Below are 11,829 nucleotides of genomic sequence, written 5' to 3' on the forward strand. Positions count from 1 at the left end.
GGCCATACTTCGACCAACGAGCGGATCGGCACAACGGTTCATCACGGTGCCGAAAATTGCTGGAAAGTCAGCGGGTGGCACGCTCCACCAGGCGGGCGGCGAACTCAAGCACGGCCCGGCGGGTGGCCGGTTCGAGCTGCTCGGGACGCAGTGGCCAGGCGTGGCCGAGATGCTCGTCGTACGGGAGGACGACGTAGCCGAGGCCGCGGTCGGACACCGCCGACTGCAGCCAGCGCACCGGCTCCGGGTCGTTCGGCTGGCCCTCGGCGATGATCACCAGGCCCTTCTGGACCAGCATCTGCTGACCGTCCGTGGTCAACTGGTCGAGCAGGTCGACACTGGCCCGGGCACCGTCGCGGGACGACGGGACCACCAGCGCGACGGAGTGGGCCGCGCCGGCGACGTACCCGGTCGCCTCCTCGAACAGGCCCGCCGGGCAGTCGACGAGCGACAGCGGGATCTGGTTCGCGCCGCCGACGTTGCGGGCGGCAAGTACCTCGCTGATCGCGTCGGCGGTCGGCTCGGAGCGGGCTAGCTGGATCCGGGAGTTCGGGGTGTTCGCGAGGCCCTGGTCGAGCCGGTGGGTCAGCTTGCCCTCGCGCGGGAACGCGTCGACGGCCAGCACGATGTCGGTCCGCTGCGACGCGAGCGCGTCGGCGAGCAGCGCGGTGACGATCGACGTCCCGCTCAGCGGCACCGGGCCGATCACGCCGATCATCCGGCCGATCCCGATCGGGCGGCGGATGATCGCGATGTTCTCCACGTCGCGTTGCATCCGGCCCGAGGCGCCGGCGATGTAGGCCGCCTCCGCGGCGAACCGGCCGATCCGGCGCAGGAACCCGCCCGAGCCGGTCCGGTCCTCATGCTGCAGCCCGACCGAACCAGTTGCCACCGGCAACGGGCCGGCGAGCGGATCCTGGTACGCCGGTGCGTACGCGTGCGCGTCCGGTCCCCCGTCAGGCGCCGGGTTGTCCCACGAGCTCGCCTCCTGCGGTGGCGCGTTCCAACCCCTGTCACCTGCGGGTGGTTGCTCCCACTGTGCGGGCTGCTGCTGCGGCGGTGCCTGCTGCGTCGGCGGTTGAGGGTACTGCTGCTGGTACGGCGCCGGTGGCACCTGCGGCGGCTGCCCGTACGGCGGCTGCTCGTACTGCGGCACGGGTGGCTGCTGGTACTGCGGTTGCTCGTAGGGCTGCTCGTACTGCTGCACCGGCGGTTGCTGATACTGCGGGTACTGCGGCGCCTGCTGATACTGCTGAGCCGGGTCGTACGGAGGCTGCTGATACCCCTGAGGCGGCGGGTAAGCCTGCTGCGGAGGCGGATAGCCGTCCTGCTGGTAGCTCTGCTGCTCCGGCGCCGGGTAGTTCTGCGGCTGGTAGTTCTGTGCCGGCGGTTGATAAGGCGCCTGGTTGTACTGCGGCTGCACGTACTCGGGCTGTTGCTCCTGTGGCGGCACCGGCGCACCCCACCCACTACCAGTAGGCGCAGGCACCGCCGGCATCGTCGGCGGCGGGTACTGCTCCAGACCAGGCGCACCCGCCTCTCCGCCCACAGAAGGGGCGGGGGCAGTACCGGACGCGGCGGCGTTCTCAGCCGCCGCGGACCCGTCGTCGAGGCGGTTCATCATCTCCGCCTGCCAGTTGGACCCGGTCATACCATCCGATCAGAAGACATCGAGCAGATCGCTGAACACCCCGAATGCTCCGAGTACCAGCGGGATCAGCGCCACCACGGCCAGCACCTGAATCTGGTCCAGGACCTGGCCGAGCCGGACCTGCACGTGATCCTGCGGCGTCCAGCTCAGGCCGAAAGCTCCGACCATCGCCACCACCACGAGTAGTCCGACTGCGACAAGTGTGCCACCCACCGACTGCTGGGACAGTTCCTGGACCAGCGCGGCGACCACGACCCCCGCCGCGGCGAACAGGCCGAGCACCTCCACAGCCAACGGGTACAGCCGCGACCGCGCGCACAACAGCAACGCCAGCACGGCCGCGATGCTCACAGACCAAGCCGATCCGTGGAGCGCGAGAACCACCCCGGCCGCGGCGGACCACAGTGCGATCGAGGTCGCCGCGAGGGCCAGACCGACGTGCGCCGCGTTCAGCGCCGCCTCGACATCGGGCCGGCCGATCTCGTTGCCCCGGGCCCTCGTGTCGTCGAGCGCCGTCAGGCCGGACATCGACAGCGCCAGCCGCGGCAACACCCCGAGCAGCAGAACGGCGACCGCCGCGACCAACGCGCTCAGCTTGTCCGCGGATACCCCGGCGCCCACGCCGAGGATCCAGATCACCGCGAAGACCATCGCAGTACCGCCGCCGACCAGACCGCCTCCGGCCAGGCCCGCCATCGCGAACAGCAGCGGGCCGAGCGCCAGCGCGAGCGCGATGATGCCGGCCCGCATCGGCGTCGACCAGTCCTCCGAGACACCGAGCGACCAGGCCACGATCGCGAGCAGGACCGGGGTCGCGACCAGCAACGTGACCGCCGTGGGTTTCCGCCCGGCCCGGCCGAGCACGACGCCACCGAGACCGGTGAGGATCGCGACCACCAGGATCACGAAGGCGGCCACGTCGGCATCGGCCGAACGAGCCAGCGCGATCGCCCCGGCGAGCAACGCGAAGATCAGCGCCGCTCCCGACGCCCACCGCCGGTGCTTGCGCTGGAAGGTCGTGCCGCGCCGCTCGAGGTCGTCCACCGCCTCCTCGGCCACGTCGTACACGGTCGGTGGCGGAGGCACCTCGCCCTCGGCCGCGAGCCGCAGTACCGAACCGTCGCCGATCTGCGCAGAGCCCAGGGTGAGCTCCAGCGAGACCGTCTGGCCGGTCGGCGTGGTCAGGTACCGGCGCCGGGGCGACGGATCGACCGGCTCGCCGAGCATCCGCAACAGGTCCGGCATCAGCCGGCCCAAGGGCTCGTCGACCGGCAGTACGGCGTCCATCTGACGTTGCCGCCCGATGATCGTCACCCGGCTGTAGACCGCAGCCACCCGTCCACCTCTCTGATCATTCGCGAACTACTGACACTCACTCGGTACTGCGAGCTGGGGGTACTACGAACGCGGTGCGCCCGGTGGGACCAGCCGGCCGAGCAGCGCGCTGTAGATGTTCCAGTCCAGCTGGCTCTTGCCGTCTCCGATCGGGTACCAGACCGCGGGAGACGCCGCCGGGCCGATCTTCACCGGCACGATCTCCGCCACGCCGGTCATGTCCATCGCCTTGGCCAGGCCATCGCCCTGCAGTGCGTCGTTCCCGACCGCCATCCCCATCGGAGCCGGCACGCCGGTCCAGTGCGGCATCGCGTTCGTATCGGTGCCACCGCGGGCGCCTTGAGCGAAGAAGGACACCAGGCTGAACGAGTCGGCCAGTTTCTCCGCCACGGCCTGCACCTCGCCAGGCGACGGCAGTCCCTCGGGAGTCGCGACGGCGACGGTGATGACCTCTTCGAGACCGGCGGGGCGGCGGTGGATCTCGACGGCACCCGTGGCGCTGCGGCCGTCCTTGCCACCGACCACGGCGAGCCACGTCGGCTTCGGCGCGCGCCGCCGGCAGTACGCGGTGAGCTGGCCGACGTTCCATGGCTGCGTCACCGGCTCGGCGGTCCCCCAGCCGGCCGGCTCGTCACCCGTGAGCTCCTTGAACAGCAGTTCGGCAGCCTTGCCGACGACGGTCGACTCGAGCGCCTGGTAGCGGACTCGCGCGGTGATCAGGAGCTGGAACGGCAGTTCGAGGTCGACCGCGACGAAGGTGGGGCTCATGTCGACCTTGTCCTGCTCGCCGGCCGCCACGGCCGCGAACATCTGGCCGTCCCACTTCAGCCGCGAGCCACCCTGGCCGTCGTACGCGCCCTCGCCGCCGGGCTCGGTCACCACCCAGCGCGACTCGCGGCCGCTGAACAGGGTGGTCCGGACCGCGAAGGTCAGCCGGGTGGTCGACGGCGTGACCAGTTGCACGCCGAGGCCTTCGGACTCGGCCGCCGCCAGCGCGTCCACCAACCAGGCGGACATCCCGACCACCGGACGGTCCTGCATGATGACGACGACCTTCTCGGTCCGGACGTCGATGCCCGGACTGAGCTCCACCGGATTAGGCATTGTTGCCTCCAGCACCATTCGGCACGACCGCGGGCGGCCCGGCCACAGCGGATTTCCAGACCTGTCCGCCGAGCCGCTCGACCAGCGTCGCGGCGTACCGGTCGGCGAGCTCGGCGGCACCTTCCCGTGGCGTCGCGCGGACCTCGGCCCACCAGACCGGCGTCTGTACGCCGGACACCTCGGGGCCGAGCAACCGCTCCACCTCGCCGGGGACCTGGATCAGGATCGGCGACTCCAGCGAAGCCATCGGCTGCCCCTCGGGATCGCAGAGCTGCAGCACGGCGCCGTCGGACACGTCGCGCACCAGCCAGTCCGGGCCGGCGGCGAGCATGCCCGCCAGCACGTCTTTGTACGACGGCCGCCCGTCGATCAGTGCCACCACGTCGTAGCTCACTTCACTCCTCCGCCATCTCCGTCTTCGGTGCTCTCGGCGCCTTCCGCAAGTGCCGTCTGGATCAGCGACGGGCGCTCGCCCCGGCGGACGAACAGGCCGCGGCCGGCCGGGAAGGTGCCCGGCACGGCGCCGGTGAACAGCGCACCCTCGCTCTTGTCACCCGACAGCACCAGTCCGGCGGTCCCGGACTCCATCACGGTGGTCAGGAACGGTTCGTACAGGGCCCGGCCGGCTCCGGAGGCACGACGGGCGATCAGGAAGTGCAGGTTGAGGTCGCGCCCGGACGCGACGTACGGCAGGAACGGGTCCATCGGGGCCTGTCCGCCGCTGGTCAGCAGGTCGTAGTCGTCGGCCACGACGACCACCTTCGGGCCGGCGACCGGTGCCGGGGCGGCATCGCTGCTGTCGTCCGGCACCCGCTTCTCCAGCTCACCGGCCACGCCGGCGGACAGCCCGGCGCCGACCCGGCCGCTGGTCGCGTAGCCGCCGAGGTACGCCTCCGGCGTGAAACCGCGCAGACCGCGGCGTGGGTCCATCACCGCGAACACCAGTTCGTCCGAGCTGTACCGGTCGATCAACTGCTGCATGACGAGCTTCAGCAGGTTGGTCTTGCCCGAGGCGGTGTCGCCGAAGATCACCAGGTTGCCGTCGCGGTCGAACAGGTCGAGCAGCACCGGCGCCATCGCGGTCTCGTCGAGGCCGATCGGCACCTTGACCGGCTCGTCCTGGGCGGTCGGCAGTGTCTTGCGCTCGAGCTTCAGCGGCAGCACCCGGACCTTCGGCGCGGTCGGCCCCTGCCAGGCCGAACCCAGCGCGAGAGCCTGTCCCTGGATCGCCTCGCTGAGGTCGTCGTCCTGCAGCAGGCTGTCCACCCGTGGCAGCGCGAGCTGGGCGAACAGCTTGTTCCGCGGCGTCAGCAACCGGCCCGGACCGGCGTTCCGCATGGTGTCCTGCAGGCGGCGGTCGATGGTCGAGTCGGCCGGGTCGTTCAGCCGCAGCTCCATCACCGTGCCGAACAGCGCCTGCGTGTTCATCCGCACGTCGCTCCAGCGGATCATCGTGGTGACCAGGTGGATGCCGTAGCTGCTGCCGCGCTGGACCAGGTCGGCGACGGTCTCCTCGATCTCCTCGAAGTTCGTCTTGATCGCGCCGTAGTTGTCCAGCACCAGCACGACGTCGGCCACCGGCAACTCCGGCACCGCGCCGCTCGCGTGCATCGAGCGCAGCCGCTCCATCGTGTCGATGCCGCGGTCGCGGAAGACGATCTCGCGCTGGTCGAGCATGCCGCGGACCTCTTCCAGCGTCCGGCGGATCTTCTCCCGGTCGGTCCGGATCGCGACCCCGCCGACGTGCGGCAGATCGATCAGCGGCTGCAGACCACCACCGGCCAGGTCGATCGCGTAGATCGCGACCTCCTGCGGCGTGTAGCTGTGCGCCAGCGAGGTCACCAGCGTGCGCAGGAAGGTGGTCTTGCCCGACTGCGGTCCACCGATCACCGCGCAGTGACCGCCGGTCAGGGTCAGGTCGAGCCGCATCACGCTCTGCGTCTGCTTGCGCGGATCGTCCACCACGCCGATCGCCGGAGCCATCGGCGGACTCTGTACCGCGAACTGCAACCCGCGCGGGCTGATGTCCACCGGGCCGCCGACCTGGTCCAGCGTGCAGATCTTCGGCAGCGGCGGCAGCCACACCTGCGGGACCGGGGTCGCGGCCGGCTTCACCTGCTCCACGAACACCCCGAGCACCGTCGGCCCGATGGTCCGTTCCGTCGAGTCGTCCTTCTCCGACTTCACGTCGGCCGCGGCCAGTGCCTCCAGATCTGGCTGCTGGTACGGCGTGACGAGGTACGGGCGGACCGCCGGGCCGTCCTTGGCCTTCTCCTCTTCCGGGATCACGCGACCCTTGTACGGACCGGAGACATAGGCGGCGCGGAACCGCTGGTACACGCTTGTGTCGACCTTCAGGTAACCGAAGCCCGGCAGCGGCGGCAGGTGGAATGCGTCGTCGGTGTCGAGGACGGTCCGGCTCTCCTCCTCGGAGAACGTGCGCAGGCCGAGCCGGTACGACAGGTACGTCTCGAGGCCGCGCAGTTTGCCGCCCTCGACCCGCTGGCTGGCGAGCAGCAGGTGGACGCCGATGGACCGGCCGATCCGCCCGATCGACAGGAACAGGTCGATGAAGTCCGGCCGCGCGGTCAGCAGTTCGCCGAACTCGTCGATCAGCACGAACAGGTGCGGGTACGGCGGCAGGTCCGGGCGCTGCTGCCGCAGCAACCGGTAGTCGGTGATGTTCGCGACGTTGCCCGCGTCCTTCAGCATCTGCTGACGCCGCTGTACTTCGCCCGCGAGGCTCGCGTACGCGCGCTCGGTCAGGCTCGGATCGTCCACCAGGTTGGTGATGATGCCGGCCACGTGCGGTACGCCGTCGAACGGAGCGAAGGTCGCTCCACCCTTGTAGTCGATCAGCACCATCGCCAGGTCCTCCGGCGAGTGCGTCGCGAGCAGGCCCATCACCAGCGTGCGCAGTACCTCGGACTTACCGGAACCGGTGGCCCCGATGCACAGGCCGTGCGGGCCCATGCCCAGCTGGGCAGACTCCTTCAGGTCGAGCACGACGGGTTGTCCCTGGCTGTCCAGGCCGAGCGGGACGCGGAGGAAGGCGCGCTCGTGCCGCGGCACCCACATCCGTTCCAGGTCGATGCTTCCCGGGTCCTCGATCTGCAGCAGGCTCATGAAGTCGACAGTCTTGAGCGAGGCGTCCTCTTCGAGGGACTCCTCCGACAGGCGCAGCGGGGCCAGCGTCCGGGCCAGACCTTCGGCCGTCGCCAGCGGGGTGTCGTCCAGCTGTCCCTGCGCAGTCAGGTATCCACCGCCACGCAGATCCTCGACCAGGACCTCGCCCTGCTGGACGGTCAACCGCACGGCGACGTTGCTCGGCTCCTGCATCCGGTCGGACACCAGGTGCAGCACCGTGACACCGAGATCGCCGATGGTCAGCGTCTCGTCAGCGGTCGTCACCTCGGTCGCGACCTCGCCGTAAGTGTCGTGCAGCACCAGCAGCCGCTGGATCATCCGGCGCGCGTCACCCGCTCCGAGCGAACCGCGCTTCGCCTCGCTCGCCAGCGTCGCACGCGACGCCACGTCGTCACGGATCAGCCCGGCCAGCTCGTCCGGTTTCTCGGCGATCCGGCGAAACGGGTGCGGCCCCTCCCGGCGCTCGGGGTCGACTGCGTGCGGCAACCAGCCGACCCACTGCCACTGATCCAGCGCGGACGGCGGAAAACAGGCCGCCAGCTCGAGATCCTCGGGCGCGTGGAAGACCGCGGCCTGCAAAATCAACGCCCGCGCGATCCGTACGACGCTGTCCCGGTCGCCGACGATGCTGACGTTGCCCGCGAGGTCGAGCGGGATCGTCAGCGGCATGTCCGGCATCAGGGCGAACCGCCGGGCCAGCGCCTCCGCCTCGGCCATCATGAACGGGTCCGGCGGGTCCATCATCGAGCCCGACGACGCCAGCGTGGCCGGGACCACCGGCATCCGGCCGATCGCGCAGCGGACCAGCAGGAAGTCCTGGTCACCGCGACGGCGTTCCCACAACCGCGCGGGATCCCGGACGCAGTCCACCAGGGCGTCGGCCGGCGGGTTCAGCGCCAGCGCCGTCTTGCGGGTCGAGCGCTCCATCTTGCCGAAGTCCTCGCGCAGCCGCTCGAGGTAGTCCAGGTAGCGGTTGCGCTGTTCCCGGCTCTCCTTGCCGGCCCGGCCGCGTTGCGAGAACGCCATCCCGAAGGTGCCGGCCAGGGTGAGGAACAGCACACCGACGCCGATGATCGCGGACAGGCCGTTGCGCATCGTGCTCATCATCCCGACCGAGCCGAGCACGCCGACCGCGGGCATCAGCGCCTGCATCGGGTTCCCGCCCGCCTTGCCTCGCGCGCCGGGCGGCGGAGTCTCGATCACCCGCGGCTGCCCGGTGTCGATACTCCGGGTGCTCCGCGCCGGGCGGTGCACGAGTCGTGTCGACACTTTCTCTCCTCAGCTGAGCCGGCCGGCCCTTCGACGGTATGTCTGGATGAACGCCTCAGATGGCATGCTGCACGGGACTCTAGTAGAGGCGGAGTTCACTGCTGATGACCAAGACGCCGTTCGATCCGCGCCAGGTGCTCGACCTGGTGGAGGATCTGCTGCCGGTGCTGCTGCCGGACGCCGACCTGGATCCGGCGGGCCCATTGGTCAAGCTGCACTGGAGTCGCGGTGGTCTCAGCTCCAGCGCCGAGGTCGGTCTGGTCGAGCTGATCGATCGATGCCGTGAGCAACCGAATCACCTGTGGCCGCGCACCGTCGACGAGTGGCTGCACGGCGTCGTCGAGGAGATCGGCGTCGCCACCGACGAACACCTGTACGGCGACGTCGCCGCCCGCCAGCGGGCCACCTTGCGCCCCACCGGCTGGGCCGCCGCCACGGGCGGAGTACTGGCTGATCTGACGGTGCCGTTCGGCCGGTACTTCGAGATCGTGTTCGGCATCCAGAGTGGCAGCGACTGGCGACGGCTGACCCAGGTCCGCCGGGTGATGCACGGGTTGCACCTGCCGGACCGGCCGTCCGGTCTCGACCTGACGCTGGACGGCCTGACCGGGTTGACGTTTCAGCCGGTCGACGGGGTGCCGTGGTCCGTGCTGCACAGGCCGGGCGATCCCACCGTCGGCATGGCGCTGGTGGATCACGAGCGGTTGCTCCCCAAGGTTGGTGCCGGGCGCGGGGCGCTGCTCGCAGTACCGGCTTCTGATCTGCTGGCGGTGTGCCGGGTGGATCGACGGGACGACATGCAGCGCCGTGCGGACGAGTTCGCGCGGTGGGTCTATCAAGTGCATCTGAACGCCGAGGACCCCTGTACTGCGGGGGTTTTCTGGCTGGTGGGGGATCTGCTCGCCGAACTGCCGGTCGACCCGCTGCACTCCCCCGCAGTACTGCTGCCGAAGCCTTTGCAGACTCCGGTCTGGCGCCGCTGGTCGCGTCTTCGTCGCTGAGACCGCTCTCAGTCCTCGTCCTCTTCGGTCTCGTCTTCGTCGTCGGGGTCGTCTTCGTCGTCGGGGTCGTCTTCGTCGTCGGGGTCGTCCGGGCGGCGGGTCGCGCCCGCGGCCTTGAGAGCCTTGGCCTCGGTCAGGGCGTCCTCGTAGGACTCCCAGCCGGGCGACTCGTACACCATCGGATCGCTGACCAGGAAGGTCTGGTTGGTGTAGCCGTCCGGCGCGGCGAAGATCAGCCAGTCCTCGTACGGCACGATCTGGTAGCTCTTGAAGTCGTCCGGGGTCGACCGTGGGAACCCGTCGGGCAGATCCTCGTTGTGATACTCGGCCAGCCGCTCATACGCGCGGTCCAGCGTCTCCTGGTCGATGCCCTCAGGCATGGCCCGTCCTTTCTGTCCGGCCGGAATCCTGCTCCGTCGGGTCGGAGGCCAGGTAGGCCAACTCGTTCTGCCAGTCCTCGAACAGTCTCGCGAACTGCGGCGCCCGGGCGGTCAGAGGTGCCACCGCGCGCACGGTCTCGCGGTAGTAGCTCGCCTGCTTCGTCGGACGGGGATGCGTGTCCAGCCGCTGCACGTTGCTGTAGCGATCCGCGAGCTTCACCACGAGTACGTCGGGCGGCGCATCGGCGAAGGACTCGAGATACGCGGCTCGTACGGCTTTGGGGTCTTCGTCCGGTTGCGGCTCGGGTTTCGTCACCCAGGCGACGAGGTCAGCCGTCCGAGGGCCGAAGCGTTCGCGGACGTCCTCGATCGTGGCCGGGGTGTCCTCGACCACGTCGTGCAGCAGTGTTGCCGTGAGCACCTCGGGTGACGTGACACCTACGTCCAGAGCGATCTCGAGCGCCTGGAGCAGGTGTTCGACGTACGGCTCGCCGGCCGGGCGACGCTGGTCAGCGTGACAGGTCTCGGCGTACCGGTAGGCCTGGCCGAGGCGGTCGACGACCTCGGCCGGCAACCGGTCCCGCAGGTCCGGCTCGGCTTCCGTCCACGTCCGCCACGACTCGTACACCTTCATTCGGTCTCCCCGGCTCCTTTCGGCGCCAGGGTCTTCCGGTAGTCGTACCAGGCCGGCAGCTGCGAAGGCGGTTCGGTCGCCGTCACGTCCCGGGTCGCCAGCTGGGACGGGATCCGCAGCTCCGCCAGCGTGTCGAACGCGTCCATCACGGCCTGGTCGAAGCTCGCCCGGTCCGGGTAGTTGCGGCCGTCGATCACCGCCACCCCTCGCCACCGGTCGCCGTCGCGGACCTGCACGACGGTCAGTTCCACGGGGTCAGCCATTGTTCAGCCCTCGGTTCTCGATCTGGTCCAGCGCGGCCGCTTCCTCGAACATCCTCGCGACCTTCGCCCGCTCCGCCTCACCGGCCTCGATGTACGGCTTGTAGATCGTGTTGTGGTTGATGTCCGCGGCGATGGAGGCGCGCCGCGTGGTCAGCTGCAGTTCGAACGTGAACAGCTGGCCGCCCGACCCGACCTTGATGACCATCGGCACCACCCGGTAGGCAGGGTTGCGCCCCTTCGGCTGGGCGTACATGTTCTCCACCTCGAGAATGCGCCCCTCGTCACCGAAACCGAAGTGCCCTCGGACCCGCTCGATCACCTCGGCCAGCTCGGCGGTGTCCTTGACGGTGATCCGCGCCCCGACCGCGTCGATCACGTCCCCGACCTTGTACTCCGGCCGCGGCGGCCGCTCCGGCGCCCCGTTCACCATCCGCTGGACCTTGTCGATCAGCCCCGCGGGAGTCTTGGTCCGGGCGTTCAAGGTCGCGTCCGTGCCCTCGATCAAGTGCCGCAGCTCGGACTTCACCACCTGCTCAGCCCGCAGCAGCCGCCGCGCGTACTCCGTCACCTCGGCGAACTCGGCCGGCGTCGGCTCCGCCCCCACGGCCCTCACCGGGTCATGGAGCTGCGACTCCCGGACGAACGCGTCCTTCCGGGTCGTCCCGTCCGGCAGCAAGTTGACCGCATCCGGAATCGGCTCGAACAAGGTTCCGTCGCCGGGGTGCTCGTCGAGGAACTCCAACAGCGGCTTGTCGCCAAGCACCCGTCCGTCAGCCAACTCCTTGATCGTGTTCAACGTCTCCTGCCGAGTCGCCGGATCTCTCAGCCGCTCCGTCACATTCAACGGATTCGGATCAGCCGTCAACTTCTGAACCACCGAAGCCGCCTCCGGCTGCTCCCGCAGTACCCCGTCAACCTCCCGACTCAGCTGGACGTCATCACTCCCCCCGAACGACGCCTCACCAGGCTCCCGTCCACTCCCAAACCCCGCGTCCCCATCCCGAGCCCACTCAACCCGCGGATCCACAGGCGCCTGCTGCGGGTA

General features: G+C 69.8%; 10 protein-coding genes. 1 reads left to right on the top strand and 9 read right to left on the bottom strand.

The genetic code is table 11. The features are described 5' to 3' along the window. Positions 1 to 67: 67 nt before the first annotated feature. The 5 genes from EV644_RS25595 to eccCa form a co-directional block, all read right to left on the bottom strand. Positions 68 to 1,651, bottom strand: coding sequence for a MinD/ParA family ATP-binding protein (locus EV644_RS25595; RefSeq protein WP_132191263.1), 1,584 nt, complete (start codon positions 1,649 to 1,651; stop codon positions 68 to 70). 9 nt (positions 1,652 to 1,660) lie between these two features. After that, positions 1,661 to 2,986: a type VII secretion integral membrane protein EccD gene (eccD, locus tag EV644_RS25600; protein WP_132191264.1), complete on the bottom strand. Its 1,326-nt coding sequence runs from the start codon at positions 2,984 to 2,986 to the stop codon at positions 1,661 to 1,663. A gap of 63 nt (positions 2,987 to 3,049) precedes the next feature. Further along, complete coding sequence (locus EV644_RS25605; RefSeq protein WP_132191265.1) at positions 3,050 to 4,090, bottom strand: DUF6177 family protein; 1,041 nt, start codon at positions 4,088 to 4,090, stop codon at positions 3,050 to 3,052. Continuing rightward, on the bottom strand, positions 4,083 to 4,484 hold the full coding sequence (locus EV644_RS25610; protein WP_132191266.1) for a hypothetical protein: 402 nt from the start codon (positions 4,482 to 4,484) through the stop codon (positions 4,083 to 4,085). The genes EV644_RS25605 and EV644_RS25610 overlap by 8 nt, the downstream gene beginning before the upstream one ends. Then, complete coding sequence (gene eccCa, locus EV644_RS25615) at positions 4,481 to 8,506, bottom strand: type VII secretion protein EccCa (protein WP_132191267.1); 4,026 nt, start codon at positions 8,504 to 8,506, stop codon at positions 4,481 to 4,483. The genes EV644_RS25610 and eccCa overlap by 4 nt, the downstream gene beginning before the upstream one ends. A gap of 104 nt (positions 8,507 to 8,610) precedes the next feature. Here eccCa and EV644_RS25620 point away from each other — a divergent pair, with 104 nt between their 5' ends. Further along, positions 8,611 to 9,507, top strand: coding sequence for a hypothetical protein (locus EV644_RS25620; protein WP_132191268.1), 897 nt, complete (start codon positions 8,611 to 8,613; stop codon positions 9,505 to 9,507). Between the two features lie 8 nt (positions 9,508 to 9,515). On the opposite strand, the gene EV644_RS25625 is transcribed toward EV644_RS25620, so the two are convergent. Genes EV644_RS25625 through EV644_RS25640 form a run of 4 tightly spaced genes read right to left on the bottom strand, consistent with a single transcriptional unit; the run spans position 9,516 to position 11,661 of the window. Further along, a complete protein-coding gene (locus EV644_RS25625) occupies positions 9,516 to 9,887 on the bottom strand; it encodes a hypothetical protein (RefSeq protein ID WP_132191269.1) in 372 nt (123 codons plus the stop codon). After that, positions 9,880 to 10,521: an HD domain-containing protein gene (locus tag EV644_RS25630; protein ID WP_132191270.1), complete on the bottom strand. Its 642-nt coding sequence runs from the start codon at positions 10,519 to 10,521 to the stop codon at positions 9,880 to 9,882. The genes EV644_RS25625 and EV644_RS25630 overlap by 8 nt, the downstream gene beginning before the upstream one ends. Further along, positions 10,518 to 10,784, bottom strand: coding sequence for a hypothetical protein (locus tag EV644_RS25635; RefSeq protein ID WP_132191271.1), 267 nt, complete (start codon positions 10,782 to 10,784; stop codon positions 10,518 to 10,520). Before EV644_RS25635 ends, EV644_RS25630 begins: the two co-directional genes overlap by 4 nt. Then, positions 10,777 to 11,661, bottom strand: coding sequence for a RelA/SpoT-related domain-containing protein (locus EV644_RS25640; RefSeq protein WP_132191272.1), 885 nt, complete (start codon positions 11,659 to 11,661; stop codon positions 10,777 to 10,779). The genes EV644_RS25635 and EV644_RS25640 overlap by 8 nt, the downstream gene beginning before the upstream one ends. Between the last annotated feature and the right edge of the window lie 168 nt (positions 11,662 to 11,829).

Source organism: Kribbella orskensis (assembly GCF_004342085.1).
In the GTDB taxonomy this organism is placed as follows: Bacteria; Actinomycetota; Actinomycetes; order Propionibacteriales; family Kribbellaceae; genus Kribbella; species Kribbella orskensis.

Excerpts from the sequence above, each read along its gene's own strand:
- EV644_RS25620 (WP_132191268.1), top strand. The coding sequence starts at position 8,611 with ATGACCAAGACGCCGTTCGATCCGCGCCAGGTGCTCGACCTGGTGGAG.
- EV644_RS25595 (WP_132191263.1), bottom strand. The coding sequence starts at position 1,651 with ATGACCGGGTCCAACTGGCAGGCGGAGATGATGAACCGCCTCGACGAC.
- EV644_RS25605 (WP_132191265.1), bottom strand. The coding sequence starts at position 4,090 with ATGCCTAATCCGGTGGAGCTCAGTCCGGGCATCGACGTCCGGACCGAG.
- EV644_RS25635 (WP_132191271.1), bottom strand. The coding sequence starts at position 10,784 with ATGGCTGACCCCGTGGAACTGACCGTCGTGCAGGTCCGCGACGGCGAC.
- EV644_RS25625 (WP_132191269.1), bottom strand. The coding sequence starts at position 9,887 with ATGCCTGAGGGCATCGACCAGGAGACGCTGGACCGCGCGTATGAGCGG.
- EV644_RS25630 (WP_132191270.1), bottom strand. The coding sequence starts at position 10,521 with ATGAAGGTGTACGAGTCGTGGCGGACGTGGACGGAAGCCGAGCCGGAC.